24 protein-coding genes are annotated in these 26,460 nt (G+C 71.0%); 16 read left to right on the top strand and 8 right to left on the bottom strand.

Annotation, left to right across the window (positions count from 1 at the left end; all coding sequences use genetic code 11):
* The first annotated feature begins 53 nt into the window (after positions 1–53).
* The 13 genes from ACZ7MG_RS08275 (at position 54) to ACZ7MG_RS08215 (ending at position 16,056) form a co-directional block, all read left to right on the top strand.
* Entirely contained in the window at positions 54–1,406 is a 1,353-nt protein-coding gene (locus ACZ7MG_RS08275; RefSeq protein ID WP_471388235.1) for a DUF6716 putative glycosyltransferase, read from the top strand.
* Positions 1,407–1,450: 44 nt separating this feature from the next.
* The gene (locus ACZ7MG_RS08270; protein ID WP_471388232.1) at positions 1,451–2,833 is read left to right on the top strand and encodes a cytidylyltransferase domain-containing protein; all 1,383 of its coding nucleotides are present in this window, start codon (positions 1,451–1,453) and stop codon (positions 2,831–2,833) included.
* Positions 2,834–2,848: 15 nt separating this feature from the next.
* Positions 2,849–3,787 carry an N-acetylneuraminate synthase family protein gene (locus ACZ7MG_RS08265; RefSeq protein ID WP_471388230.1) on the top strand — a complete coding sequence of 313 codons (939 nt, stop codon included), beginning with the start codon at positions 2,849–2,851 and terminating at the stop codon, positions 3,785–3,787.
* A 44-nt stretch (positions 3,788–3,831) separates the two neighbouring features.
* Positions 3,832–4,938 (top strand): hypothetical protein, encoded by a 1,107-nt coding sequence (locus ACZ7MG_RS08260; RefSeq protein WP_471388227.1) that lies wholly within the window; start codon positions 3,832–3,834, stop codon positions 4,936–4,938.
* A gap of 701 nt (positions 4,939–5,639) precedes the next feature.
* Complete coding sequence (locus ACZ7MG_RS08255) at positions 5,640–6,893, top strand: amidohydrolase (protein WP_471388224.1); 1,254 nt, start codon at positions 5,640–5,642, stop codon at positions 6,891–6,893.
* Between the two features lie 183 nt (positions 6,894–7,076).
* Positions 7,077–8,135, top strand: coding sequence for a BMP family lipoprotein (locus ACZ7MG_RS08250; protein ID WP_471388221.1), 1,059 nt, complete (start codon positions 7,077–7,079; stop codon positions 8,133–8,135).
* A 355-nt stretch (positions 8,136–8,490) separates the two neighbouring features.
* The gene (locus tag ACZ7MG_RS08245; protein ID WP_471388218.1) at positions 8,491–9,546 is read left to right on the top strand and encodes a BMP family lipoprotein; all 1,056 of its coding nucleotides are present in this window, start codon (positions 8,491–8,493) and stop codon (positions 9,544–9,546) included.
* Positions 9,547–9,818: 272 nt separating this feature from the next.
* The gene (locus ACZ7MG_RS08240) at positions 9,819–11,414 is read left to right on the top strand and encodes an ABC transporter ATP-binding protein (protein WP_471388216.1); all 1,596 of its coding nucleotides are present in this window, start codon (positions 9,819–9,821) and stop codon (positions 11,412–11,414) included.
* Complete coding sequence (locus tag ACZ7MG_RS08235) at positions 11,414–12,538, top strand: ABC transporter permease (RefSeq protein ID WP_471388214.1); 1,125 nt, start codon at positions 11,414–11,416, stop codon at positions 12,536–12,538. Before ACZ7MG_RS08240 ends, ACZ7MG_RS08235 begins: the two co-directional genes overlap by 1 nt.
* The gene (locus ACZ7MG_RS08230; RefSeq protein ID WP_471388212.1) at positions 12,535–13,809 is read left to right on the top strand and encodes an ABC transporter permease; all 1,275 of its coding nucleotides are present in this window, start codon (positions 12,535–12,537) and stop codon (positions 13,807–13,809) included. Before ACZ7MG_RS08235 ends, ACZ7MG_RS08230 begins: the two co-directional genes overlap by 4 nt.
* Complete coding sequence (locus ACZ7MG_RS08225) at positions 13,806–14,198, top strand: cytidine deaminase (RefSeq protein WP_471388210.1); 393 nt, start codon at positions 13,806–13,808, stop codon at positions 14,196–14,198. Before ACZ7MG_RS08230 ends, ACZ7MG_RS08225 begins: the two co-directional genes overlap by 4 nt.
* 90 nt (positions 14,199–14,288) lie before the next feature.
* Positions 14,289–15,572 (top strand): thymidine phosphorylase, encoded by a 1,284-nt coding sequence (locus ACZ7MG_RS08220; protein WP_471388325.1) that lies wholly within the window; start codon positions 14,289–14,291, stop codon positions 15,570–15,572.
* An 85-nt stretch (positions 15,573–15,657) separates the two neighbouring features.
* Complete coding sequence (locus tag ACZ7MG_RS08215) at positions 15,658–16,056, top strand: STAS domain-containing protein (RefSeq protein WP_471388207.1); 399 nt, start codon at positions 15,658–15,660, stop codon at positions 16,054–16,056.
* Here ACZ7MG_RS08215 and ACZ7MG_RS08210 read toward each other — a convergent pair.
* Both ACZ7MG_RS08210 and ACZ7MG_RS08205 read right to left on the bottom strand, forming a co-directional pair.
* Positions 15,949–16,959, bottom strand: coding sequence for a sigma-70 family RNA polymerase sigma factor (locus ACZ7MG_RS08210; RefSeq protein ID WP_471388204.1), 1,011 nt, complete (start codon positions 16,957–16,959; stop codon positions 15,949–15,951). The two genes, ACZ7MG_RS08215 and ACZ7MG_RS08210, sit on opposite strands and share 108 nt — an antisense overlap.
* Before the next feature lie 322 nt (positions 16,960–17,281).
* Complete coding sequence (locus ACZ7MG_RS08205; RefSeq protein WP_471388202.1) at positions 17,282–18,586, bottom strand: MFS transporter; 1,305 nt, start codon at positions 18,584–18,586, stop codon at positions 17,282–17,284.
* 63 nt (positions 18,587–18,649) lie between these two features.
* Between ACZ7MG_RS08205 and ACZ7MG_RS08200 the strand changes: the two genes are divergently transcribed.
* Positions 18,650–19,657, top strand: coding sequence for a LysR family transcriptional regulator (locus ACZ7MG_RS08200; RefSeq protein WP_471388199.1), 1,008 nt, complete (start codon positions 18,650–18,652; stop codon positions 19,655–19,657).
* A gap of 75 nt (positions 19,658–19,732) precedes the next feature.
* Here the strand turns inward: ACZ7MG_RS08200 and ACZ7MG_RS08195 are convergent, their stop codons facing one another.
* Positions 19,733–20,503 carry a prolyl oligopeptidase family serine peptidase gene (locus ACZ7MG_RS08195; protein WP_471388196.1) on the bottom strand — a complete coding sequence of 257 codons (771 nt, stop codon included), beginning with the start codon at positions 20,501–20,503 and terminating at the stop codon, positions 19,733–19,735.
* Positions 20,504–20,616: 113 nt separating this feature from the next.
* Between ACZ7MG_RS08195 and ACZ7MG_RS08190 the strand changes: the two genes are divergently transcribed.
* Complete coding sequence (locus tag ACZ7MG_RS08190; protein WP_471388193.1) at positions 20,617–21,780, top strand: adenosine deaminase; 1,164 nt, start codon at positions 20,617–20,619, stop codon at positions 21,778–21,780.
* 133 nt (positions 21,781–21,913) lie between these two features.
* A complete protein-coding gene (locus ACZ7MG_RS08185; protein ID WP_471388190.1) occupies positions 21,914–22,285 on the top strand; it encodes an ATP-binding protein in 372 nt (123 codons plus the stop codon).
* A 105-nt stretch (positions 22,286–22,390) separates the two neighbouring features.
* On the opposite strand, the gene ACZ7MG_RS08180 is transcribed toward ACZ7MG_RS08185, so the two are convergent.
* The 5 genes from ACZ7MG_RS08180 to afsQ1 form a co-directional block, all read right to left on the bottom strand.
* Positions 22,391–22,600 (bottom strand): PspC domain-containing protein, encoded by a 210-nt coding sequence (locus ACZ7MG_RS08180; RefSeq protein ID WP_471388187.1) that lies wholly within the window; start codon positions 22,598–22,600, stop codon positions 22,391–22,393.
* A 123-nt stretch (positions 22,601–22,723) separates the two neighbouring features.
* Entirely contained in the window at positions 22,724–23,281 is a 558-nt protein-coding gene (locus ACZ7MG_RS08175; RefSeq protein ID WP_471388184.1) for a VanZ family protein, read from the bottom strand.
* Between the two features lie 255 nt (positions 23,282–23,536).
* On the bottom strand, positions 23,537–24,160 hold the full coding sequence (locus tag ACZ7MG_RS08170; protein WP_471388182.1) for a hypothetical protein: 624 nt from the start codon (positions 24,158–24,160) through the stop codon (positions 23,537–23,539).
* Positions 24,157–25,758 (bottom strand): ATP-binding protein, encoded by a 1,602-nt coding sequence (locus ACZ7MG_RS08165; protein ID WP_471388179.1) that lies wholly within the window; start codon positions 25,756–25,758, stop codon positions 24,157–24,159. Before ACZ7MG_RS08165 ends, ACZ7MG_RS08170 begins: the two co-directional genes overlap by 4 nt.
* Positions 25,755–26,432, bottom strand: a complete 678-nt coding sequence (gene afsQ1, locus ACZ7MG_RS08160; RefSeq protein WP_013001223.1) for a two-component system response regulator AfsQ1 — start codon at positions 26,430–26,432, stop codon at positions 25,755–25,757. The genes ACZ7MG_RS08165 and afsQ1 overlap by 4 nt, the downstream gene beginning before the upstream one ends.
* Positions 26,433–26,460: the final 28 nt, after the last annotated feature.

Below are 26,460 nucleotides of genomic sequence, written 5' to 3'. Positions count from 1 at the left end.
TTGTTGTATTTGGGTTGGGCCGTTCAACGGAATCGCTTCCTAGCGTCTTCGATGTGCCAGCAAGTGCAACGAACACCCTGCGAGTCGCCGTACTCGCGGACTCCGACACCCGGTGGAAATGGGGCGCGCTCACCGCGCACCGTCTCGCTCCGGAAGGCTCGGATCTCCGCCTCGACGGCTTCCTCCTGCGCGGCCGAGCCACCCCCACCGCACGCCAGCTCCAGGAGGTCGGGGTCACCCCCGACTCCCTGCGCGAGGTGACCGGCCTCGAATTCCTGCGCGCCATGAAGGAGGAGACGAAGGAGGACGCGAAGGAGGACGCGACACGGGAGCCGTACGACGTCGTCCTGCTCTCCCTCGTCGGCGGGGGTGTCCAGGCCATGCTGCACGGCCTGCGCCGGGCCTGGGCCGGGCGCCGCAAGCGGCCCGTGGTCGTCACCGGCTATGTCGGGGTCGTCTACGAGAAGCTCGCCGACGGTCTGCTGCTGCGGCACGGCGCGGACCTGGTCCTCGCCAACTCCCGCCAGGACGCGGACCGCTTCCGGGCGGTGTACGAGGGTGTGGGCGCCGACGCCGGCTCGGTCACCGAGGTCGCGCTGCCCTTCCTGGGCGGCAAGCCCTACGCCGGCGCCAAGGACCCCTACACGGTCGTGTTCGCCGTACAGCCGTCCGTCCCGGACAACCGCAGGGACCGTACGTATCTGCTCAACCGGCTCGTCAAGCACGCGAAGCTGCACCCGGAGCGTGAGGTGCTGCTGAAGCTGCGCTCCAAGCCGGGCGAGCACACCACGCACATCGAGGAACTCCCGTACCAGAAGCTGGCGGAGAAGCTGCCCGGCGGACTGCCCGCCAACTTCCGCCTCTCGTACGGGAACATGGGCGAGGTCCTCGACACCACCGACCTGCTGGTCACCATCAGCTCCACGGCCGCCCTGGAGTCGCTGCACCGCCGGATCCCCACCGTCGTCCTCACCGACCTCGGCATCCGCGAGACCCTCGGCAACCACCACTTCGTGGGCTCCGGCTGCCTCGCCTCCTGGGACCAGCTGGACGCCGGGTACGAGCCGGCGCCGGACCCCGAGTGGGTGGCCCGGCAGGGCGTCGTCGCCGACGGGTCCTACGGCACCGCCTTCGACGCGGCCCGCGACCGCATCGCCAAGCTGGTCGCGGCCGACCGGCTGCCGCCGCTGGAGCCCTACTACACGCCCGTCACCGCGCCCGGCTATCTGCCCGGCATCCTCGCCCGCCACCACCTCGGCCCCGACGGCGACCCGCTGCCCGGGGCGCCCGCCGCCGACAGGCAGGCCGGGCCCGTACGGCAGATCGTGCGCCGGGCGGCGCGCGGCGCCTACCGCCACGGAGTGCAGCGCGTGGCCCCCGTCATCCGCCGGATGGGGGAGCTGTGAGCCGCCGCCCGACCCCTTCGCACGCACCGCAAGGAGTTCCAGCCATGTCCCACCCGGAAGCGGGCCCAGCGCCGTCCGTCCGCCGCGTCCTCGCCGTGATCCCCGCCCGCGGCGGCTCCAAGGGCGTCCCCGCCAAGAACCTCGCCCCCGTCGGCGGCGTTCCGCTGGTGGCCCGCGCGGTGCGCGAGTGCCTCGGCGCCCGGCTGGTGACCGATGTCGTCGTCTCCACCGACGACCACGCCATCGCCGCCGCCGCCCGGGTCTCCGGCGCCGAGGTCGTCCTGCGGCCCGCCGCCATCGCCGGTGACACCGCCACCTCCGAGGCCGCCGTCCTGCACGCCCTGGACGCCCACGAGGCCCTGCACGGCTCGCCGGTCGACGTCGTCCTGCTCGTCCAGTGCACCAGCCCGTTCATCCTCCGCGAGGACATCGACGGCGTGGCCCGCGCGGTCGTGGAGCACGGCGCCGACACCGCCCTCACCGTCGCCCCGTTCCACGGCTTCATCTGGCGGGACACCGCCGACGAGCCGCAGATCGTGGAAGCCGCCCGCACGGGAGCCGCCCGCACGGGAGCCGCGGACGGCGTGGCGATCGACGGCACGGGAGCGGTCAACGGCGTGGCGATCGACGGCACGGAAGCGATCGACGGCGCGGCGACCGCCGACACCGAGCCGGAGGGCGGCTACGGCGTCAACCACGACAAGTCGTTCCGCCCCCGCCGCCAGGACCGCCCGCAGGACCTGCTGGAGACCGGCGCCGCCTACGCCATGGACGCGGCCGGCCTGCGCAAGCACCAGCACCGCTTCTTCGGCCGTACGGAACTCGTCCGCACCGACCCCGCCCGGGTCCTGGAGATCGACGACCCGCACGAGCTCGCCCGCGCCCAGGCCCTCGCGCCGTTCTTCGACGCGAACCGCCCCGGCGCCCTCCCGACCGCCGCCGACATCGACGCGGTCGTCCTCGACTTCGACGGCACCCAGACCGACGACAGGGTGCTGATCGACTCCGACGGACGGGAGTTCGTCTCCGTGCACCGCGGCGACGGACTCGGTATCGCGGCCCTCCGCAAGAGCGGCCTCACGATGCTGATCCTGTCCTCGGAGAAGAACCCGGTCGTCGCCGCACGGGCCCGGAAGCTGCAGATCCCGGTGCTCCACGGCATCGACCGGAAAGACCTCGCACTGAAGCAGTGGTGCGAGGAGCAGGGCATCGCGCCGGAGCGCGTGCTCTACGTCGGCAACGACGTCAACGACCTCGCGTGCTTCGCCCTCGTGGGCTGGCCCGTGGCGGTCGGCAGCGCCCACGACGTCGTACGCGGCGCCGCACGCGCGATCACCACCGTCCCCGGTGGCGAAGGCGCGATCCGGGAGATCGCCGGCTGGATCCTCGGTCCCTCTCTCGACTCTCTCGACCCCCTCGACAAGTAAGGAATCGGTCCCACCATGAGCACCAACTCCCGTCTGCGCACGTTCGGTTCGAAGACCGCCGGCCCCGGCCACCCCGTCTACGTGGTCGGCGAGATCGGCATCAACCACAACGGTGAGCTGGAGAACGCCTTCAAGCTGATCGACGCCGCCGCCGAGGCCGGCTGCGACGCCGTCAAGTTCCAGAAGCGCACCCCCGAGATCTGCACCCCCCGCGACCAGTGGGACATCGAGCGCGACACCCCCTGGGGCCGCATGACCTACATCGACTACCGCCACCGCGTGGAGTTCGGTGAGGACGAGTACCGCCAGATCGACGAGTACTCCAAGAGCAAGAACATCGACTGGTTCGCCTCCCCGTGGGACACCGAGGCCGTCGCCTTCCTGGAGAAGTTCGACGTCCCCGCCCACAAGGTGGCCTCCGCCTCCCTGACCGACGACGAGCTGCTGCGCGCCCTGCGCTCCACCGGCCGTACGGTCATCCTCTCCACCGGCATGTCGACCCCGAAGCAGATCCGCCACGCGGTCGAGGTCCTCGGCAGCGACAACATCCTGATGTGCCACGCCACGTCGACCTACCCGGCGCAGGCGGAGGAGCTCAACCTCCGCGTCATCAACACCCTCCAGGCCGAGTACCCGAACGTCCCGATCGGCTACTCCGGCCACGAGACGGGCCTGCAGACCACGCTCGCCGCGGTCGCCCTCGGCGCCACCTTCGTCGAGCGCCACATCACCCTCGACCGCGCGATGTGGGGCTCCGACCAGGCCGCCTCCGTCGAGCCCGGCGGCCTCACCCGCCTGGTCCGCGACATCCGCACCATCGAGGCCTCCCTCGGCGACGGCGTCAAGAAGGTCTACGACTCCGAGCTGGGCCCCATGAAGAAGCTGCGCCGTGTCAGCGGTGTCGTCGCCGAGGCGGAGATCGCGGCGGCGGCGGGCGAGCCGGTCGGCGTCTGACACCACCACCCCCACCCATCAAGGGAAGCGACGGTCGTACGTCGATGAGCCCCCGCGCCGGAACCGCCGGCCCCCACACTCTCGCCTTCGTCGAGAGCCCGGTACAGCTGCTGAACGTGCTGGAGTGGGCGCACGCCCACGCCCTCGGCACACCCGAGGACCCCGGCGCGGGGCCCTTCCGTCCAGGCGGCGCGGGGCTCACCCTGGTGGTCCTGTCGCCCAACGACCCCATGACCCGTGGCCAGCTGCGCCGGATGGCGGAACTGGCCCGGGACGAGGGCCACGACGTGCGCTGGGAGGAGGCGCGCGGCGGTACCGCCGCCCCCTTCCGCACCGTCGGCGGCCTCGCCCCGCTGCTGCGCACCGCGCGCCGCATCGTGCTGGGCGACCCCTTCTCGCGCTACGTCCAGCTCCTGCTGACCATCACCCGGGCCCCGGACGTGGTCGTCGTCGACGACGGCACCGCGACCATGGAGTTCGTCTCCCAGCTGGCCCGCGGCGAACGCCTCGTCCGTTGGCACCGCAAGGGCGGCCGGCCCGGCCCCCGCGACCTGATCTTCGCGCCGGTCTCCTCCAAGGCCCGCAAACGCCTCACCCCGACCGCCGGCAGACGCGTCGAGGTCTTCTCCTCCATGCCGATCGACGAGACCCCCGAGGGCGTCTCCGTCACGGCCAACGACTTCTCCTGGACCCGGGCCCGCTTCGGCCCGCCCCGCATCACCAAGGGCGCCGACCTCGTGGGCACCTCCCTCGTGGAGACCGGGGTGGTGGACGGCGACCGCTACCTCGAAGCCGTCCGCTCCCTCGCGAAGGCCCACGGCGCCACGCGCTACTTCGCCCACCGCCGCGAGAGCGCCGAGAAACTCCACACCCTGGCGGCCGAGACAGGCCTGGAGATCGTCCGCCCCGACCTCCCCCTCGAACTCATCGCCCGGCGAGGCCCCATCGGCCGGACGATCCTGAGCTTCCCGTCCACGGTGGTCCACACCCTGCCGCTGGCGCTGGCCGGGACGGACGTCCGCGTCGCCGTCTGCGACATCGACCCCAGCTGGCTCACCGAGAACGCCTCCCCCCGCGCCCAGGGCTTCCTGTCCGGGGTCACGGGCACGGCCCGCGACGTCCACCGGCTGTCATCGGTGGCGTCGATCTGAGCCCCACCTCGCGTGTTCGCTCCGGGATGATGATCCGGAGCGGTCGCTTCCCCGGTCGCCCCGTGCCCAACACACCCGGCGGGCGGTTCCGGCCGGCTGAGGTGCCGGGCCGGTCGGCCCGCGGTGGCGAGCCGTGGATCGGCGAGCAGTGGATCGTGAGGGGCGGCGTGGGGGCGGCGTTCATGCGCCGGTCGCTCTCCCCATACCCCGCGCCGGTCGCTCTCCCGTACCCCCGCGCCCCCCACTGCCCGAGTGATCCCTGTCACCCCTCGGCACCCCCTCGCCACCCGATCGCACCCCACGGCCCCGACACCCCGTACGTCCCGCGCAACCGCAGGCCATCGCCGCCTTTCCCACCCCGCCGCGACGCTGCCCCCGGCACCCCCTCGAACACATGGCGTAACCGAACCAGCGCGCGGCGGTGATGGTTCCGGGACAGTGGGACGGCGCGGACGTGGTATCCGTGGAGTGTGGGAATCGTCCGGACACCCCCGGACGTTTAGACGATGGGATTCGCGGGCAACCCCGGCGCTCCCTCCTCAGCGGTCCACCCGCCCGCGAAGAAGCGAACGGGTATACCCATCCCTGCCAATACGTATGCGTTGTGCGACCGGAAATCTTCCCCTCGCGGGCTGATTTTTTGTTGATCGAGGGTGAGAAGGTCGCCCGATCGCCCTACCCTTCAGAGGGTGAACCAACTGATGTCCCGAGAGTCCGAGGCCGATCAGCCAGGGGAAGCCGAAGCGTCGCTCCCCGGTACGTTGCCGGAAGCCCTCCGTGCCGAACTCGTCGTGTTCCGCCGCGACTTGCACATGCACCCGGAGCTGGGCAACCAGGAGTTCCGCACGACCGCCGCGATCAAGGCCCGCCTGGAGAAGGCGGACCTGCGCCCGCGCGTGCTCCCCAGCGGCACCGGACTCATCTGTGACATCGGCGACTGGAACGGCACCGACAGCTCCGCGCTCGCCCTGCGCGCGGACATCGACGCCCTGCCCATCCCGGACACCAAGGTGGACTGCGACTACCGCTCCACCGTCCCGGACCGCGCCCACGCCTGCGGCCACGACGTGCACACCACCGTCGTCCTCGGCGCCGGTCTCGTCCTCGCCGACCTGCACCGCAAGGGACAGCTGCCCCGCCCCGTCCGGCTGATCTTCCAGCCCGCCGAGGAGGTGCTGCCCGGCGGCGCCGCCGACGTGATCAGGACCGGCGCGCTCGACGGAGTGGGCCGGATCATCGCCGTGCACTGCGACCCGAGGGTCGACGCCGGCCTCATCGGGCTCCGCCACGGCCCCATCACCTCGGCCTGCGACCGGCTGGAGCTGTCCCTCGACGGCCCCGGCGGCCACACCGCCCGCCCCCACCTCACCACCGACCTCGTCACCGCCGCCGCCCGGGTCGTCACCGACGTGCCCGCGCTGGTCGGCCGCCGGTTCGACGCCCGCGCCGGGCTGGTCGTGACCTGGGGCCGGATCGAGTCGGGCCACGCGCCCAACGTCATCCCGCAGCACGCCGAGCTGTCCGGCACCGTCCGCTGCCTGGACATCAACGCCTGGCGGCAGGCCCCCGACCTGATCCACGAGGCGGTCCAGGAGGTCGCGGTCATGCACCGCGCCAAGCCCGAGATCAACTACATCCGAGGCGTCCCGCCGGTCGTCAACGACCCCGTCGTCACCGAACTCCTCCACGACTCCATGGCCGCCCGTCGCGGGATCAAGTCCATCGAGGACACCGAGCAGAGCCTCGGCGGTGAGGACTTCTCCTGGTACCTGGAGCACGTCCCCGGCGCCATGGCCCGTCTGGGTGTCCGCCGCCCGGGCGACCTCACCGTCCGCGACCTCCACCAGGGCGACTTCGACGCCGACGAACACGCCATCACCGTGGGCGTCGAGCTCTTCACCGCCGCCGCCCTCCTGGACGCCCGGATGCGCGCGCTCGACACGGCCGCCCGGTAGGACCCTCCCGGCTTGCGGCCCGCCCACCCTCGCGGCAGCCTGGTTCACGAGGACGTAACCGGCCATCGGCACGAATGGATAACGGCCAGTCGAAACCCCGTTCCCAGGAGTGTCTACGCGCGTTAATGTGCGCCGAACTGAGCACCCGGTCGCGGGGCTGTGGAGAAGATGGGGAACTTCAAGATGCGTCGGATTTCCAAACTGACCCGCGTCGCGGTGGGGGTCGCGTCGCTGGCGCTCGCCGCCACCGCCTGTGGTGGCACCAGCAGCGAGAGCAGCGGCAGCGACGGCGAGACCAGCAAGAGCGAAAAGGGTCTCGCGATCGCGTACGACATCGGCGGCAAGGGCGACCAGTCCTTCAACGACGCGGCGTACGCGGGCCTGGAGAAGGCTCAGAAGGAGTTCGGTTACCAGACCGAGGACATCGAGCCCACCGAGGGCGAGACGGACGCCGACAAGCAGCAGCGTCTGGAGTCCCTGGCCAAGCAGGGCTACAACCCGGTCATCGGCGTCGGCTTCGCCTACGGCCCCGCCATGGAGGCCGCGGCCAAGCAGTTCCCGGACACCACCTTCGGCATCGTCGACTCGGTCGTCGAGGGCGACAACGTCGCGTCCCTCGTCTTCGCCGAGCAGGAGGCCTCGTACCTCGCCGGTGTCGCGGCCGCCAAGGCCACCAAGACCAACACGGTCGGCTTCGTCGGCGGTGTGGACATCCCGCTCATCCACAAGTTCGAGGCCGGCTACAAGCAGGGCGTCGAGGACACCAGCGGCGGCAAGGTCAAGGTCGTCTCGCAGTACCTGACCCAGACGGCCGAAGAGGGCGGCTTCTCCAGCCCCGACAAGGGCAAGGCCGCCGCCGAGGGCCAGATCGAGAAGAACGCCGACGTCCTGTACCAGGCCGCCGGCCTCTCCGGCCAGGGTGTCATCGAGGCCGCCGCCAAGGCCAAGGTCTGGGCGATCGGCGTCGACTCCGACCAGTACAACCAGGAGGCCCTGGCCCCCTACAAGGAGTACATCCTCACCTCCGCCCTGAAGGACGTCGGCGGCGCGGTCTACTCCCTGGCCAAGTCCGTCGAGGACGGCAAGCCCCTCACCGGCACCCAGACCTTCGACCTCAAGGTCGACGGCGTCGGCCTCGCCGACTCCAACCCGAAGATGGCCGAGATCGCCGGCCTCACGGACGCCGTCGCCAAGGCCAAGGAAGGCATCATCGACGGCACGATCAAGGTGAAGACCGAGTAGGTCCGTATCTGCGATGAGCGCCGACAGCGGGCGGGTGTACGTGTACACCCGCCCGCTGTCCCGTTTTCGTACGCCGGTGAAGGGCAGCGGGCCCCAAAGGGGCGCGAGGAACTGCGCGACCAGCCACAACGCACCGGCACTCGCGACCCAACCGAACCACCCCCCACCTCGCGCCCCCCAACCCCCGGACACCCTTGCAACACGGCCCCATAACAACGTGGTCCACCAGGCTTCACCCGGAGGGTCTACGCGCGTTACTCTGCGGCGAAAGCCATATAAGGCGCCGATGCTGCGAAGCACTACTGATCAGTACCCTGATCCGTACCCCCGGCGCTGTACGACAGGAGCACCACACATGCGCCGGGTTTCCCGCCTCGCGGTCGCAGGCGCAGCGACCGCCTCCCTCGCCCTCGCCCTCTCCGCCTGCGGCGGAACCTCGTCGGAGGCGTCCTCCTCCTCCGCAGACTCCAAGGGCGACCTGGGCCTTGCCATCGCGTACGACGTCGGCGGCAAGGGCGACCAGTCCTTCAACGACGCGGCCTACGCGGGCCTGGAGCAGGCGAAGAAGGAGTTCGGGTACAAGACGCAGGACATCGAGCCCACCGAGGGCGAGACGGACGCGGACAAGGAGCAGCGCCTGGTCTCCCTGGCCAAGCAGGGCTACAACCCGGTCGTCGGCGTCGGCTACGCGTACGCGACGGCCGTGAAGGCCGCCGCCGAGCAGTACCCGGACACCACCTTCGGCATCGTCGACGACTCCACGGTCCAGCTGGACAACGTCGCGGACCTGGTCTTCTCCGAGGAGCAGGCCTCGTACCTCGCGGGCGTCGCGGCGGCCAAGGCCACCAAGACGAACACGGTCGGTTTCGTGGGCGGTGTGGACATCCCGCTGATCCACAAGTTCCAGGCCGGTTTCGAGCAGGGCGTCAAGGACACCAACCCCAAGGCGAAGGTGCTCACCCAGTACCTGACCCAGACGGCCGAGGAGGGCGGCTTCTCCAGCCCCGACAAGGGCAAGACGGCCGCCGAGGGCCAGATCGAGAAGAAGGCCGACGTCGTCTACGCGGCGGCCGGTCTGTCCGGCCAGGGTGTGATCGAGGCCGCCGCCGCGAACAAGATCTGGGCGATCGGCGTCGACTCCGACCAGTACCGGCAGGAAGCCCTCGCGAAGTACAAGGACTCCATCCTGACCTCGGCGACGAAGGACGTCGCCAAGGCGGTGTACAACCTGGCGAAGTCGGTCGAGGACGGTCAGCCCGGGACCGGTATCGTCAGGGGCGATCTGAAGACCGGCGAGGTCGGCCTCGCCGACTCCAACCCGAAGTTCAAGAGCGACACCGAGCTCCAGGAGGCCATCACCACGGCCAAGGAGAAGATCATCAGCGGCGAAATCAAGGTCAAGACCAGCTGATCGAGGTCAAGACCAGCTGACCCAGCTGTACCACGAGCAGCCGGGCGGTCCCGGGGGTGTTCAGGCGCCCCCGGAGCCGCCGGTAACCGCGGGGTTACGTGCGCTCAACGGGGTACGGGGAGCCTTGCTCCCTGTACCCCGTTGTCTAAGTACGTCGCCGCCCGCTTTCGATGCCGTAGGGGCGCTACGCGCGTAGACGACCCCCTTTCCCAGGAGAGTGCGCCATCAACGCGTCCAGCAGCCCTCCGGCCGACGCGGCGGTCAACGACACGGTGACCGCCGTCGAACTCGCCGGGATCACCAAGCGATTCCCCGGCGTCGTGGCCAACCACGACATCCACCTCACCGTGCGCAAGGGCACCGTCCACGCCCTCGTCGGGGAGAACGGCGCCGGCAAGTCGACCCTGATGAAGATCCTCTACGGCATGCAGAAGCCGGACGAGGGCACCATCGCCGTCGACGGCGAGCAGGTCTCGTTCTCCTCCCCGGCCGACGCCATCGTGCGCGGCATCGGCATGGTGCACCAGCACTTCATGCTCGCCGACAACCTCACGGTCCTGGAGAACGTGGTCCTCGGCAGCGAGAAGCTGTACGGCATCGGCGCCAAGGCCCGCCGCAAGATCAAGGAGATCTCCGACCGGTACGGCTTCGGGGTCCGCCCCGACGTCCTGGTCGAGGAGCTGGGCGTCGCCGAGCGCCAGCGCGTGGAGATCCTCAAGGTCCTCTACCGCGGCGCCCGCACCCTGATCCTGGACGAGCCGACCGCCGTGCTCGTGCCCCAGGAGGTCGAGGCCCTCTTCACCAACCTGCGCGAACTGAAGGCGCAGGGCCTCGCGGTCATCTTCATCTCGCACAAGCTGGGCGAGGTGCTGTCGGTCGCCGACGAGATCACCGTCATCCGGCGCGGTACGACGGTCGGCACGGCCGTCCCCGCCGAGACCACCCCGCGCCAGCTCGCCGAGCTGATGGTCGGCAGCGAGCTGCCCACCCCCGAGACGGCCGAGTCCACGGTCACCGACCGCCCCGTCCTCACCGTCAAGGACCTGCGGCTGGAGGCCGTCGGCGGCAAGGCGCTTCTCGACGACATCACCTTCACCATCCACGCCGGCGAGGTCCTGGGCCTGGCCGGCGTCGAGGGCAACGGCCAGACCGAGCTGGTCGACGCCCTCATCGGTCTGAAGTCCGCCGACTCCGGCACGATCGCGCTGGCCGAGGAGGACATGACCACCTGGGCCACGCGCAAGCGCCGTGAGCAGGGCGTCGGCTACATCCCCGAGGACCGCCACCGGCACGGTCTGCTCCTGGAGGCCCCCCTCTGGGAGAACCGTATCCTCGGCCATGTGACCGAGCGGCCCAACGCCAAGGGCGTCTGGCTCGACCCGAAGGCCGCCCAGGAGGACACCCGCCGGATCGTCGCCGAGTACGACGTCCGCACCCCCGGTATCGACGTCACCGCCGCCTCCCTCTCCGGCGGCAACCAGCAGAAGCTGATCGTCGGCCGCGAGATGAGCCACAAGCCGCGCTTCCTGATCGCCGCCCACCCCACCCGCGGTGTGGACGTCGGCGCGCAGGCCCAGATCTGGGACCAGATCCGCGAGGCCCGCCGCGAGGGCCTGGCCGTGCTGCTGATCTCCGCCGACCTGGACGAGCTGATCGGCCTGTCCGACACGCTCCGGGTGATCTACAACGGCAAGCTGGTCGCCGACGCCGACCCGGCCACCATCACCCCCGAGGAGCTGGGCTCGGCCATGACCGGCGCCGCCACCGGCCACCTCGAACACGAAGAGACCCCCGAGACGCGGGACGAGACCCCCGAGACTCCCGGCCTTCGCAAGGCCCCCGAGTCTCCGGAAGACGAGGCCAACTGATGAAGAAGTTCGACAAGGAGCGGGTGCTCCTCGCCGTCGCCGGCCCGGTCCTCGCGCTCGCCGTGGCCTTCGCCCTCACCGCGATCGTGCTGCTCGCCTCCGGCAAGAACCCGGTCGAGCCGTTCACGATCATGTTCGAGCAGGCCTCGTTCTCCGACATCCAGGTCCGGATCATCAACCAGGCCTCGCTGTACTACGTCGCGGCCCTCGCGGTGGCCATCGGCTTCCGGATGAACCTGTTCAACATCGGTGTCGACGGCCAGTACCTCCTCGGCGCCATGATCACCGCGATCGTCGGCGCCCACGTCGACCTGCCCGCGGTCATCCAGATCCCGCTGCTGATGCTCACCGCGGTCCTCACCGGCGCCTTCTGGGCCGGCATCGTCGGCGTCCTCAAGGTCACCCGGGGCGTCAGCGAGGTCGTCGCCTCGATCATGCTGAACGCGATCGCCACCTCCGTCATCGGCTACCTCTGGCTGCCGAACGTCTTCGGCGTCAAGGTCGGCAACAACAACACCACCGGCGAGATGGCCGAGTCGGGCTGGGTGCCCGGCATCGACATGGGCAAGGCCGGCGAGATCTACGGCCTGGTCCTCCTCGCCGTCCTCCTCGGCATCGGCTACTGGGTCGTCATCAACCGCACCCGCTTCGGCTTCGACCTGCGCGCCTCCGGCGCCTCGGAGTCGGCCGCCGCGGCCAGCGGTGTCGACCCCAAGCGCATGGTCCTCACCGCCATGCTGATCTCCGGCGGTGTCGCGGGCCTCGCGGGCCTGCCGATCCTGCTCGGCGACACCCACACCTACAGCCTCAACTTCCCCACCGGTATCGGCTTCCTCGGTATCGGCATCGCCCTCCTCGGCCGTAACGGCCCCGTCGGCATCGCCTTCGCCGCCCTGCTGTGGGCCTGGCTCGACAAGGCCTCCCCGGAGCTGGACTTCCACGGCTACGACAAGGAGATCGCGGTCATCATGCAGGGCCTGATCGTGCTCTCGGTCGTCGTGTCGTACGAGACCGTCCGCGAGTGGGGTCTGCGCCGCCAGCAGCGCCGGGTCGGCGCCGAACTCGCCGCCGGGAACGTCCTCGGTGCCGACAACAACACCACGAAGGAGGTGGCTGGCCGATGACCACGAGCACCACCGCGACCGACCTGAACCAGCCCTCGCTGGAGCCGACCGCCCCCACCGGGCGCAAGATGTCGCTGCCCGTGCTGCTGCTGGTCATCGCCGGTGTCCTGGCACTCACCTCGATCGTCCGCATCATCACCGGCGCCGACGGCATCACCAACGTCAGCCAGATGTCCACCGCCCTGGAGCTGGCCGTCCCGATCGGCCTCGCCGGCCTCGGCGGTCTGTGGGCCGAGCGCGCGGGCGTCGTCAACATCGGCCTCGAAGGCATGATGATCCTCGGCACCTGGTTCGGTGCCTGGGCCGGCTTCCAGTACGGTCCGTGGACCGGTGTCCTGGTCGGTATCGCCGGCGGCGCGATCGGCGGTCTGCTGCACGCCTTCGTCACCGTCACCTTCAACGTCAACCACATCGTCTCCGGTGTGGCCATCAACATCCTCGCCCTCGGCGCCACCCGCTACCTCGCGCCGCTCGCCTTCGAGGGCCACCAGGGCGGCTCGGCCAAGCAGTCCCCGCCGGTCGACTCCCTCGGCGACTTCACCGTCCCCGGGCTGTCGGACGGGCTCCAGACCCTCAACGAGAAGGGCTGGTTCTTCGTCTCCGACCTCGCCGGTCTGCTCGGCGGCCTGGTCACCAACGTCTCCTGGCTGACCCTCGTCGCCGTCGCCCTGATCCCCGCCACCTGGTGGATCCTGTGGCGCACCGCCTTCGGTCTGCGGCTGCGCTCCTGCGGTGAGAACCCCGTCGCCGCCGAGTCCCTCGGCGTCAACGTCTACAAGTACAAGTACCTCGCCGTGATCATCTCCGGCGGACTGGCCGGCCTCGGCGGAGCCTTCCTCTCCATCGTCGCCAACCCCTTCTACCTGGAGGGCCAGACCAGCGGACGCGGCTACATCGGTCTCGCCGCGATGATCTTCGGCAACTGGATGCCGGGCGGCCTCGCTCTCGGCGCCGGCCTCTTCGGCTACACCGACAGCCTCAACCTGCGCGGCGGCTCCGAGAACGTCCACGCCCTGCTGCTCCTCGGCGCCCTGCTGCTGATCATCGGCGCGATCTGGCAGGCCGTCCGCAAGAAGTACATCGCCGCCGCGATCACCTTCGTCGTCGGCGCCCTGGTCTTCACCTGGTACGCGACCACCAACGAGGTCCCCAACCAGGTCGTCGCCGCCACGCCGTACGTCATCACCCTGATCGTCCTCGCGCTCTCCGCCCAACGCCTGCGCATGCCGAAGGCGGACGGACTGCCGTACCGGAAGGGCCAGGGCAAGTGACCGCCGTCGACTGGGCCGGGCTCCGCACGGTCGCCCGGGACGCCATGTCCCGGGCGTACGCCCCGTACTCCGGCTACCCGGTCGGGGTGGCCGCCCTCGTCGACGACGGTCGGATCGTCTCCGGCTGCAACGTCGAGAACGCCTCCTACGGCCTGGGTCTGTGCGCGGAGTGCGGTCTGGTCTCGGAGCTGCAGAACAGTGGCGGCGGCCGGCTCACCCACTTCACCTGTGTGGACGGCAAGGGGGAGATCCTCGTCCCGTGCGGCCGCTGCCGTCAGCTGCTGTACGAGTTCGGCGGCGCGGACCTCCTGCTGGAGACCCCGGCGGGCATTCTGCCCCTCTCCGAGATGCTGCCCCAGGCTTTCGGCCCGGACCATCTCACCAAGTGACTCACCAAGCAACTCCTGTGCGGCCCCTCTGAGTTGCTCAGGGGGGCCGCACGATTTCCGCAGAACCTCGGAAGGAAAGCCATGACGAAGCTGTCCATGGACGCCATCTCGGTCATCCGCACCAAGCGGGACCGCGGTGAGCTGAGCGACGAGCAGATCGACTGGGTCATCGACGCGTACACCCGCGGCGAGGTCGCCGACTACCAGATGGCCGCACTCAACATGGCGATCCTCCTCAACGGCATGGACCGCCGCGAGATCGCCCGCTGGACGGCCGCGATGATCGCCTCCGGCGAGCGCATGGACTTCTCGTCCCTGTCCCGCCCCACCGCCGACAAGCACTCCACCGGGGGCGTCGGCGACAAGATCACCCTGCCCCTGGCGCCGCTGGTGGCGGCCTGCGGCGCGGCCGTACCGCAGCTCTCCGGCCGGGGCCTCGGCCACACCGGCGGCACCCTCGACAAGCTGGAGTCGATCCCCGGCTGGCGCGCGCTGCTGTCGAACGAGGAGATGCTGGCCGTCCTGGACGGCGTGGGCGCGGTCATCTGCGCGGCGGGCGACGGCCTGGCCCCGGCGGACAAGAAGCTGTACGCCCTGCGGGACGTGACGGGAACGGTCGAGGCCATCCCCCTGATCGCCTCCTCCATCATGTCCAAGAAGATCGCGGAGGGCACGGGCTCCCTGGTCCTGGACGTGAAGGTCGGCAGCGGTGCCTTCATGAAGACCCTGGAGGACGCGCGGGAACTGGCGTCCACGATGGTCGGCCTCGGCACGGACCACGGCGTGAAGACGGTCGCCCTCCTCACCGACATGTCGACCCCGCTCGGCCTCACCGCCGGCAACGCCCTGGAGGTCCGCGAGTCGGTCGAGGTCCTGGCGGGCGGCGGCCCGGCGGACGTCGTGGAGCTGACGATCGCGCTGGCCCGCGAGATGCTCGACGCGGCCGGCGTGAAGGACGCCGACCCGGCGAAGGCCCTGGCCGACGGCTCGGCGATGGACGCCTGGCGCCGCATGATCGCGGCCCAGGGCGGCGACCCGGACGCGGAGCTGCCGACCTCGCGCGAGCAGCACGTGGTCAAGGCGACCGCCTCGGGCGTCCTGACCCGCCTCGACGCCTACGACATCGGGATCGCCGCCTGGCGGCTCGGCGCCGGACGCGCCCGCAAGGAGGACCCGGTCCAGGCCGCCGCGGGCGTCGAGATGCACGCCAAGCCCGGTGACACGGTGACCGAGGGCCAGCCCCTGCTGACCCTCCACACCGACACCCCCGAGCGGTTCGACTACGCCCTGGAGGCGGTGGCGGGCTCGTACGACATCGGGGCCGCGGGCACGGCGTTCACTCCGACGCCGATCGTGCTGGACCGGATCGCCTGAGGCGGGCCGGGACACGGCTATGGCTGCCCGGACGCGTGTCCGGGCAGTTCACGGCGGGTGTGGTCGCCCTCACGGGCCCCTCGCGATGAGTTCCGAGGGCCCGCCCGGTCTACAGATCGTGGACGCGACGACACCCGCCGTACTCGTGCTGCCAGGCCCCGTCACCCGGGACGAGGTGCCTGGGCTCTGTGCCGAGGTACGAGCGCGACTGAAGGCCACCGGGAGCGGGCCCGGGGGAGGGGTACTGGTGTGCGATGTCGCCGGTATCGGACCCCCGGGCCTGGCCGCTGTCGACGTACTGGCCCGGCTGCAGCTGGCGGCGAAACGGGCCGGGGGCCGGATACGGCTGCGGGACCCCGACCCGGCGCTCCGCGCGCTACTGCGCCTGGTCGGGCTTGCCTTCGAGGTGGAGGGGCAGGTCGAAGAGGGGGAACCAGCGGGCGGTGTCGAGGAAGCAGTGGAATCCGCCGATCCGGCCCTCTGAGATCTCCAGCACCTGTACGGCCCAGGCGCTGAAACCGCCCTTCTCCGGGTCCGGCTTGTACTGCGCGAAGCCGGGCAGGCCGTTCACCGCGACCGGCACGAGGTGCGAGCCGGCGCAGGGCGCGCCGAGCGTGGTCATGAACCCGGTGATGTCGCCGGTCCCGGTCAGCCACAGGTCGAACGGCGGCATCGTCATGACCGCGTCCTCGTGCAGCAGGGCGGTCAGCGCGGCCATGTCGTACCCCTCGAAGGCGGTCACATAGCGTTCGAGCAGCTTCTGCTGGTCCTCGTCCAGAGGGTCGGAGACATCGGCCGCCGCGACCTGTCCGTCGCCGTCGGCGAGGGTCGCGCGGGCCCGCTGCAGGGCGCTGTTCACCGAGGCGACGGAGGTGTCGAGCAGCTCGGCGACCTCGCTGGCCTTCCACGCCAGCACCTCGCGCAGGATCAGCACCGCGCGCTGCTTCGACGGGAGCTTCTGCAGCGCGGCCACGAACGCCAGCCGCACGGACTCCTTGGCCACGGCGGCCTCCGCCGGGTCATCGGTGCCGGGCAGCACGCGGGCGTCCGGCACCGGCTCCAGCCAGGTGTTGTCCGGGCGGGGCGAGAGAGCGGCCTGGGCGAGCGGTGTCGACTCGGTGAGATCCATGGGACGGGCCCTCTTGTTCCCCGCGGTCAGCATGTCCAGACACACATTGGTGGCGATCCGGTACAGCCAGGACCGCAGGCTCGACCGCCCCTCGAACTTCTCGTAACTCCGCCAGGCCCGGATCATCGTGTCCTGCACGGCGTCCTCCGCCTCGAAGGACGACCCGAGCATCCGATAGCAGTACCCGGTCAACTCGACCCGGTGCCTCTCCAGTCGGACATCCAGATCCGCCGTCGCCGTCGCCGTACCGTCACCCATGGCCAACCCACCCCTGTGCCATCCCTGTGCGTACCAACACCTCGGAAGCTACCGCAGCCCACTGACAATGGCTTGCCGAGTGGGAGAAGGGGCAGGTCAGGGGGCTGTGTTTCGTCTGCGGGTCCGGTGGGGCTTCTCGCGCGGTTCCCCGCGCCCCTAAAAGACCAGGCCCCTGCGGGCCTGGAAGACCAGCCTCCGGCGGCCCTGAGAGGCAACCTGGGGCGGGCCTGAAAAGCACGGGGCGCAGCCCCTGCTTTTCAGGGGCGCGGGGAACTGCGCGGCCAGCCCCCACCGGGCCCGCACGTACCCACCCACCCCGACGTCAGTGCACCGGCACCGGCCCCCGCCGAGCCGCATGGGACCCCACCACGGTGATCCCCACGACCCCCAGCACGGCCAGCAGGCCGAGCGCGACCGTCCCGCCCCAACCCCCCGCGTGGAAGGCGATCGCGCCGAGCGTGCTGCCGGCGCTGGAGCCGACGTAGTACGCCGACTGATACAGCGCCGAGGCCTGCGCCCGCCCCTCCTTCGCCGTGTGGCTGACCGACGACGAGGCGACGGCGTGGCCGGCGAAGAACCCGGCGGTGATCAGAACCAGGCCCAGGAGGACCGGGATCAGGGAGTCGGAGAGGGTGAAGAGCAGGCCGGTGGTCGTCGTACCGCCCGCGAGGTACAGCGCACCCCGCCGCCCGAGCCGCCCCGCCAGCCGCCCGGCGGTGGACGCGGACACCGTGCCCACCAGGTACACGAGGAAGATCGACCCGATGATCCCCTGGGGGAGGGAGAAGGGCGCGTCGGCCAGCCGGTAGCCGATCACGGTGTAGACCGCGCCGAAGACCGTCATGAACAGCGCACCGATCGCGTACAGCCGGCGCAGCAAGGGGTTCGCGAGATGCGCCCGCACCGTCCGCCCCAGCACCCGCGGCCGCAGCGAGCCCGCCACGAAGTGCCTCGGCGCCGGCAGCAGCACCCGGAAGGCCACCGCGCAGCCCACGGCGATCACCCCGAGCACCGCCAGCGCGACCCGCCAGCCCCATTCCTGGGCGACCCACCCGGTGAGGACGCGCCCGCTCATCCCGCCGACGCTGTTGCCGGCGACGAAGAGCCCGATCGCGGTGATGAGCGCCTTGGGGCGGACCTCCTCGGCGAGATACGCCGTCGCGGACGCCGGCACCCCGGCCAGCGCCGCGCCCTGCACGGCCCGCAGCACCACCAGCGCCCCCAGCGAGGGCGCGAAGGGGATCAGCAGCCCGACCGTCACCGCGACCGCCAGCGAGACCGTCATCACCGTACGCCGCCCGAACCGCTCCGACAGCGCGCTCATCGGCAGCACGAACAGCGCCAGCGCACCGGTCGCCGCCGACACCGTCCAACTCGCCGCACCCGCCGTCGTCCCGAACCCGTCCGAGATCAGCGGCAGCAGCGCCTGCGTGGAGTAGAGGAGGGCGAAGGTCGCGACACCCGCGAGGAACAGCGCCAGACTCATCCGGCGGTAGCCGGGCCCACCGGGATTCATCCGGGAGTCGGTGGCGGCCGAGCGGGTCGGGAGTGTCGAGCGGGGAGAGCGGTCGGACGTGGCTGATACGGCGCCCACGGTGGTGGACGCCTCGGTACTGGCGGAAGGCATGCCTCGAAACTACGTACGCCGCCGCTCATCCGTCCAATGCATGGATCGCCCATAATCGTTCCTGTGATGCATCAGAAGAGGTCAGAGCCGCGCCTGTCACCATCCGGTGACACAGAAGACATCGCGGGCCGCGGAGGCGGCGGGGATTTCGGCGATCTCGGCGACATCGACGACATCGTGCTGCGCCTCGCGCCCCGCCTCGCCTACTTCGCCGGCGTCGCCCGCACGGAGCACGTCACCGGCGCCGCGCGCGAGATGCGGGTCCCGCAGTCGACGCTGTCGCGGGCCATGGTCCGCCTCGAACAGGACCTGGGCGTCGACCTGTTCGCCCGCCGGGGGCGCACGGTCTCCCTCACCCACGCCGGCCGCACCTTCCACGCCTCCGTGGAGCGCGCCCTCGCCGAGATCGAGCGCGCCGCCGACGAGGTCCGCGCCGACGCCGACGCCGCCACCGGCAAGGTCGCCTTCGGCTTCCTGCACACCATGGGCGCCGAGACCGTCCCGGGCCTCCTCCAGGCCTTCCGCGCCGAACACCCCCGCGTCCGCTTCAGCCTGGTCCAGAACTACGGCGAGGCCATGCTGGAACGCCTCCGCGCCGGCGAACTCGACCTCTGCCTCACCTCACCCGTCCCGGACGCCCCCGACCTGGTGGCCCGCCGCCTCGACGAACAGAAGCTCCGCCTCGTCGTCCCCGCCGACCACCGCCTCGCCGCCCGCAAACGCGTCCGCCTCGCCGAGGCCGCCGACGAAACCTTCGTCACCCTCGAACCCGGCTACGGCATGCGCCGCATCACCGACGACCTCTGCAAGGAGGCCGGCTTCAAGCCCCGTATCGCCTTCGAGGGCGAGGAGGCGGAGACGCTCAGGGGCCTGGTGGCGGCGGGCCTGGGCGTGGCCCTCCTCCCGCCCCCGGCCGTCCCCCGTCCGGGCGTGGTCGAACTGACGGTCACCGCCCCCCGAGCGGCCCGCGAAATCGGCGTCGCCTGGCTGGACGGCCACCCCGACACACCCCCGGTCGCCGCCTTCAAGAAGTTCCTGCTGTCGAGAAGGGGCAACTTGCTGAGTAGCTGAGCCGCAGCCGCGCCCCTTCAGGGGCGCGGGGAACTGCGCGACCAGCCACCCACGGCCCGCAGCCGCGAGATGACATCAACCACCCTGATGCGAGCGTTGCCGCCCGAAGCCGGAGGCAAGCGGCATCCGCAACCCCAACGGCGGCGGCGCCGCCAGCGCGTCCTCCACCGGCCGGGCGAACGCCCGCCCGAACAACGCCCCCATCACAAAATCCGACGCCAACGCGTGCACCTCGTCCCGGTACTGCGTCAGCCCATGCCGATCCGCGTGCACCTCGAACCGGCAGATGTCGGGGTTCGTCTTCTTCGCCCGCGCCGCGTACCGGAACGACAGCTCCGGATCCACCCGCTCGTCGTTCGTCCCGTGCACGATCAGCACCCGCCGCCCGGCCAGCTGTTTCACCGGTTCGGGCGGCGCGGCCACATCCTCCTCCGGGAGCCAGGGGGCGATCGCCAGCACGGAGTTGACGGCCTCGTGCCCGCCCGCGTGCAGCGCCGCCCGCGCCCCCATGTGCAGCCCGGCGAGACACACCGGCACATCCCCGTAGCGCCGGACCACCTCGTCCACGGCCCACTCCGCGTCCCGCGCGAGCCGTGCCTCCGTGCCGTTCCAGCCCCGGTAGCGGTAGTGGACGACATGCGCCGCCAGCCCCTCCGTACGGCCCGCGCGGCTCAGCCGGCGGCCGAGGGCGCGCACGGAGGCCGTGGCCATCATGGGGGAGGGTCTGCGGGTGGATGCCTCGTCACCGGCCGGGAGCAGCAGCACCACTGCGCTGACCGTGCTCGGCTCCGGGCCGATCGTCCGCCCAAGTCGGGGCGTACGGACCGGCATTGCTTGCTGCGCCATGACAGAACAGTGTCAGAAGAGATGGTGTACGCCACCCGTACTGTGGGTCACCTTTGGGTATCGACGAGATCGCCCGACAGGCGCTCTACGCGCGTAGGCGTTATCGTGCGAAAATGACGAACCAGACCGACCCGACCGGTAGCACCCCGGACTCGGACCAGATCCGCCGGGCGCCCAAGGTTCTGCTGCACGACCACCTCGACGGCGGCCTGCGCCCCGGAACGATCGTCGAACTCGCCCGCGACAGCGGGTACTCCCAGCTCCCGGAGGCCGACCCAGACCGGCTCGGCGTCTGGTTCCGCGAGGCCGCCGACTCCGGCTCGCTGGAGCGGTACCTGGAGACCTTCTCCCACACCGTCGGTGTCATGCAGACCCGCGACGCGCTGTTCCGCGTCGCCGCCGAGTGCGCCGAGGACCTCGCCGCCGACGGTGTCGTCTACGCCGAGGTGCGCTACGCCCCCGAACAGCACCTGGACGGCGGTCTGAGCCTCGAAGAGGTCGTCGAGGCCGTCAACGAGGGCTTCCGGGAAGGCGAGCGGCGGGCCAGGGCCGACGGCAACCGCATCCGCGTCGGCGCCCTGCTCACCGCCATGCGGCACGCGGCCCGCGCCCTGGAGATCGCCGAACTCGCCAACCGCTACCGCGACCTCGGTGTCGTCGGCTTCGACATCGCGGGCGCCGAGGCCGGCTACCCGCCCACCCGCCACCTCGACGCCTTCGAGTTCCTCAAGCGCGAGAACAACCACTTCACCATCCACGCCGGTGAGGCCTTCGGACTCCCGTCCATCTGGCAGGCGTTGCAGTGGTGCGGCGCCGACCGGCTCGGCCACGGCGTCCGCATCATCGACGACATCCAGGTCCACGAGGGCGGCTCCGTGAAACTCGGCCGCCTCGCCTCCTACGTCCGTGACAAGCGCATCCCGCTGGAGCTGTGCCCCAGCTCCAACCTCCAGACCGGTGCCGCCCGTTCGTACGCCGAACACCCCATCGGGCTGCTGCGGCGACTGCACTTCCGGGCCACCGTGAACACCGACAACCGGCTGATGTCCCACACCAGCATGAGCCGTGAATTCGAGCACCTGGTCGAGGCTTTCGGTTACACGCTCGACGACATGCAGTGGTTCTCGGTCAATGCTATGAAGTCAGCATTCATTCCTTTCGATGAACGACTGGCCATGATCAATGACGTCATCAAGCCCGGATATGCCGAGTTGAAATCCGAATGGCTGTTCCGGCAAACGGCCTCCACCAGCGGTTCTGTCGACGAACAGAGCTGAAAGGCGACTTCGGGAAGCGGTCGTGCGCGGGGCGACGCGGCCGCTTTTCGATGTTTGCCTCCGGCGGGACTTTGGTGTTTACGTTTCGGCACCGCTCTCCACCCGTCACACGCATTCCAAGGACGCATTCAACATGAAGCAGTCTGCTGCCAAGACCCTCGGTGTCGCCGTCGTCGGTGCCGCCATCGCCGCCGCGGGCGCGGGCGCCGCGAACGCCGCCCCGAGCGCCCCCGAGGCATCCCAGGCCCTGGCCACCGTCACCCAGGCGCTGCCCGTGGAGAACGTCTCGAAGGCACTGCCGGTCGCCACCGACGCGCTCGCCCAGGGCCAGACCGCGCTCGGCGCCGGCCTGGAGGCCGCGCAGCCCGCCGCCACCAACGTCCTCGCCGAGGGCCCCACCGCCCCCGTCGCCGGACTGCTCGGCGGCCTCCCCGTCGGCAAGACCCTCCCCGCCAAGGGCCTCGGCGTCAACGGCCTGCCCCTCGGCGGCGGCCCCGCCGCCTGAGGCACACCACGACACCCGTACGGGGCGCACCCTTCGCAGGGCGCGCCCCGTCGGTGTGCGCGCCGGGAGACCGACGGTCGTCGCCGATCGCCGGTCCGGCGCGCGTCACCAGGCCGTGCCGGCCTTGCCCCCCGAACTCTCCGACGGGAACAGGATCCACAGGGCTATGTAGAGCAGGAACTGCGGGCCCGGAAGCAGACACGACACCAGGAAGATCACGCGCATCGTGGTGGCGGAGGTGCCGAAGCGCCGTGCCAGCGCGGCACACACTCCGCCGATCATCCGGCCTTCGGTGGGGCGGGCAAGGCGGCTCATGAGGGCTCCTTCGTCAGCGTAGGACGCCGGCCACGGGCCGACGGTGGGGCGAGGCCTCCCATGGCCATCGCTCTCTTTTCCACACCATCGACGCTACGGTGACGAAGCGGACGAAGCGTCCCTCTACGGAGCCATCCCGACCCTGGGAATCGTCGGGGTCCGACCCTGAGACAGCTCCTCACGGCGCAGCCGCGCCGCCGCCCGGACCCGGGTCTCGGCCCGGCGCCGCAGCACCGACCTGACCGCCGGCACCACCGCGAGATGGGCGAGCCCCACACCGACCGAGTTCAGCAGGATCGAGTCGATGTCCACGACCTGCCCGGGCACCCCCGTCTGCAACAGCTCGATGGCCAGCGACAGCAGCGCCCCCGCCGCGACCGACCGGGCCAGCGAGGCGAGCGGCGACACGGCGAGCCGACCGTGCGCCATCGGCAGCAGGACACCCAGCGGGGCGAGCAGCGCCAGCCCCTCACCGATCCGGCGGGCCGCCTCCGGCCAGCCCAGGACCAGATCCGCTCTGATCCCGGCGAACGGCCGCAGATTCGCGGGACTCATCCAGGTGACGTCCAGCGGACGCAGCGTGATCCAGGCAACGACCGCGAGATGCGCGGCGAGGAGAACACCCCCCGCCGCACGGACACGGATCCCGGCGCTACGGCCGTTCGTACCTTGAGGCTGCACGCCCCCCAAGACGCACCCCCCGGCACGATCGGTTGCACCCCTTTTTTTGGGGCTCGGTTCGCCTCCGGGGCGCAGAAGCCGGTGTCGAGACGGCGATCGTGCTCGGCCCCTCCTTCGTCGGGGCCTGCGCGCGTTCGCCGTCTCGACACCGGCGCGCCCCTTCGGCTCACTCGCCGACCTCTGTTGCAGTGGGCCTGCCGAGGGGCCGTCGGCCGGAGAGGCGCCCTGGTCGCGAGCCGTGACCGTGGGCGTGCCTCAGGAGCCGTTGATCTCCTCGGAAGGGGGGTTGCCCTCTCCCGGGGACGACTGGGTCTCCTGGGTGCACTCGTAGCGGCGCAGGGACTCCGCGCTGGTGCTGCCCAGGACCACCGAGCCGTTGTCGCCGGCGGCGGCGGAGTCGGCGAAGGTGCAGACGATCTGGGCGAGGGCGTACCGGGGGAGGGAGTCGGGAGCCGTGGACAGGCGGAGGGTGTCCTCGGGGTCGCCCGGGGCGGGGCCCGTCACCGTGAGGCCAGGTGGGACGGCCGTGCTGTAGCCGGCCTCGTCCTCGACGTCGCTGGGGTCGCCGGCCAGGGCGTCCAGCAGGCCCTGGGCGACGACGACCCGCCGCTGGGCCTCGTCGGTGCCGTCGGTGACCTGCACCGAGCGGTTGACGCGGACGAGCGCGCCGGAGCAGAGCAGGAACACCTCGACCGGCATGCCGGAGGGCGTCGCCTGCGTCTGGAGGTCCGTCGTGGACAGCTCGCACGGGACCATCGACGGCGCCGGCCCGAAGTCCGTCGGCACCTGGGTGGCCCGGATGCCGCAGCCGGTGAGGAGTCCGGCGAGGGCCCCCGTCGCGGCCAGGACGCGCACGGCTCGGGCGTCTCGTATCGTCACTGGCCGTCCCCTTCGGTGCCCGCCGCGCCGCCGTCGCCCTGATCGCCGTCCCGTTCGTCCCGCTCCTCCGTGAGCAGCGAGGCCGCGTCGCGGGGCAGGCGCAGCGTGAAGACCGCGCCGCCCTTGGGGGAGTTGGCGGCGGTGATCTCGCCGCCGTGGATATGGGCGTTCTCCAGGGCGATGGACAGGCCGAGGCCGCTGCCCTCGGAGCGGGGGCGGGAGGCGCTCGCCTTGTAGAAGCGGTCGAAGACGTGCGGGAGGACGTCCTCGGGGATGCCGGGGCCGTGGTCCTGGACCTCGATGAACAGGTTCTCGCCCTCCGGGCGCACCGAGACGCGCACCGGGGAGCCGCCGTGCTTGAGGGCGTTGCCGATCAGGTTCGCCAGGATCACGTCGAGGCGGCGCGGGTCGAGGTTGACGATGACACCGCGCTCGGCGTTCAGCTCCACCGCGTCCAGCCAGGCGCGGGCGTCGATGCAGGCGGTGATCTGGTCGGCGATGTCGACGTCGTCGAGGACCAGACGGGCGGTGCCCGCGTCGAAGCGGGTGACCTCCATCAGGTTCTCGACCAGGTCGTTCAGGCGCCGGGTCTCGCTGACGACGAGCCGTACCGCCGGTTCGATCATCGGGTCGAGGCTGCCGGTGTCGGCGTCCAGCTCCTCCTCCAGCACCTCCGTGACGGCGGTGATCGCGGTCAGCGGCGTACGGAGTTCATGGGACATGTCGGCGACGAAGCGGCGGGAGGCCTCCTCGCGGGCGCTCATGTCGTCGACCTTCTTCTCCAGCGACTCCGCCGCGAGGTTGAACGTCCGGGAGAGGTCGGCCAGTTCGTCCGTGCCGGAAACCCGCAGCCGGGTGTCGAGCTTGCCCTCGCCGAGGCGCCGGGCGGCCACGCCGAGGCGCTGCACCGGCTTCAGGACCGTGGTCGCGGCGGCCTGCGCGAGCAGCGCCGAGCCGATCAGGGACAGGCCCGTGGCGATACCGAGCGACCAGGCGAGGGAGTTGAGGTCCTTCGCCTCCTCCGCGAGGGACTTGCGCATATAGCCGGTCGGCCCGCCGCCGATCATCTTCGCGCCGCCCACGAGGTAGGGGGTGTCGCCGTCGATGACCCGCTGCCAGTACACGTGGTACGCGTGCTTGTTGCCGGTGGTGAGCTTCTGCCGCTTGTTCACGGCCTTCTGCAGGGACGCGGGCACGTCCTCCAGCGAGAAACCGGTGAGCGCGTTGTCGGTGGAGGAGCCGGAGACCGTCTCGCCGTCGGCGCCCTCGGCGATCAGCAGCACGCTGGAGCGCTCGCCGCCGTCCGCCATCTTCCGTGCCGCGACGCGTAGTTGGTCCTGCGTCGGGTTCGGGCGCAGGGTGCTCACATGGCTCTGCATCTCGCGCTCGAAGTCGTTGAGCGCGGCGTCCTGCGCACGGGTCTGCACGGCCTCGCGGTTGAGCCAGTACGCGATACCGGACGCCGACACGGCGGCCGTGAGCGCCACCAGACCGAAGACGACCACCAGACGCAGCCGCAGACTGGTGAAACGGATCCGGGACTGCACGGTCCTGCGAGCCGCGGCCCAGCCGCGGATCCCCCCTCGGGCCTTCGTCACTGAGGCGTGTCCAACCGGTAGCCCACGCCCCGCACGGTACGGATCAGAGTCGGCGACGACGGTACGTCCTCGACCTTGGCGCGCAGCCGCTGCACACACGCGTCCACCAGACGGGAGTCGCCCAGGTAGTCGTGCTCCCACACCAGACGCAGCAACTGCTGCCGGGACAGGGCCTGTCCGGGGCGGCGGCTCAGCTCCAGGAGCAGCCGCAGCTCGGTGGGCGTCAGCTGGAGGTCCTCGCCGTTCTTCGTCACGGTCATCGCCGCGCGGTCGATCACGAGCGAACCGAACGTCGCCGCGTCGTTGGCCTCGCGCTCACCGCGCCGCAGCACCGCCCGGATCCGGGCGTCCAGGACCCGCCCCTGCACGGGCTTGACCACGTAGTCGTCCGCGCCGGACTCCAGGCCCACCACGACGTCGATGTCGTCGCTGCGTGCCGTCAGCAGGATGATCGGCAGCTGGTCGGTGCGCCGGATCCGTCGGCACACCTCGAAGCCGTCGATGCCGGGCAGCATCACGTCCAAAACGATCAGATCCGGCCGCTGTTCGCGCAGCAGCTTGAGACCATCCTCGCCGGTGGCGGCGGTGGCGACACGGTGCCCCTGGCGCGTCAGTGAGAGCTCCAGGGCCGTGCGGATGGCGTCGTCGTCCTCGATCAGCAACAGGGAAGGCACGGGCTCATTCTGGCCCATGGCATGGCGC

This window comes from Streptomyces sp. NPDC107538, from assembly GCF_055657445.1.
The sequence above is the reverse complement of the archived record's forward strand: the minus strand, read 5'-3'. Positions and strand labels throughout refer to the sequence as shown.

Coding starts and splice junctions, on each gene's coding strand:
- ACZ7MG_RS08205 (WP_471388202.1), bottom strand. CDS start 18,586: ATGCCTTCCGCCAGTACCGAGGCGTCCACCACCGTGGGCGCCGTATCA.
- ACZ7MG_RS08230 (WP_471388212.1), top strand. CDS start 12,535: ATGACCACGAGCACCACCGCGACCGACCTGAACCAGCCCTCGCTGGAG.
- ACZ7MG_RS08255 (WP_471388224.1), top strand. CDS start 5,640: ATGTCCCGAGAGTCCGAGGCCGATCAGCCAGGGGAAGCCGAAGCGTCG.
- ACZ7MG_RS08180 (WP_471388187.1), bottom strand. CDS start 22,600: ATGAGCCGCCTTGCCCGCCCCACCGAAGGCCGGATGATCGGCGGAGTG.
- ACZ7MG_RS08260 (WP_471388227.1), top strand. CDS start 3,832: ATGAGCCCCCGCGCCGGAACCGCCGGCCCCCACACTCTCGCCTTCGTC.
- ACZ7MG_RS08245 (WP_471388218.1), top strand. CDS start 8,491: ATGCGCCGGGTTTCCCGCCTCGCGGTCGCAGGCGCAGCGACCGCCTCC.
- ACZ7MG_RS08210 (WP_471388204.1), bottom strand. CDS start 16,959: ATGGGTGACGGTACGGCGACGGCGACGGCGGATCTGGATGTCCGACTG.
- ACZ7MG_RS08265 (WP_471388230.1), top strand. CDS start 2,849: ATGAGCACCAACTCCCGTCTGCGCACGTTCGGTTCGAAGACCGCCGGC.
- ACZ7MG_RS08190 (WP_471388193.1), top strand. CDS start 20,617: ATGACGAACCAGACCGACCCGACCGGTAGCACCCCGGACTCGGACCAG.
- ACZ7MG_RS08235 (WP_471388214.1), top strand. CDS start 11,414: ATGAAGAAGTTCGACAAGGAGCGGGTGCTCCTCGCCGTCGCCGGCCCG.
- ACZ7MG_RS08185 (WP_471388190.1), top strand. CDS start 21,914: ATGAAGCAGTCTGCTGCCAAGACCCTCGGTGTCGCCGTCGTCGGTGCC.
- ACZ7MG_RS08195 (WP_471388196.1), bottom strand. CDS start 20,503: ATGGCGCAGCAAGCAATGCCGGTCCGTACGCCCCGACTTGGGCGGACG.
- ACZ7MG_RS08215 (WP_471388207.1), top strand. CDS start 15,658: ATGAGTTCCGAGGGCCCGCCCGGTCTACAGATCGTGGACGCGACGACA.
- ACZ7MG_RS08270 (WP_471388232.1), top strand. CDS start 1,451: ATGTCCCACCCGGAAGCGGGCCCAGCGCCGTCCGTCCGCCGCGTCCTC.
- ACZ7MG_RS08250 (WP_471388221.1), top strand. CDS start 7,077: ATGCGTCGGATTTCCAAACTGACCCGCGTCGCGGTGGGGGTCGCGTCG.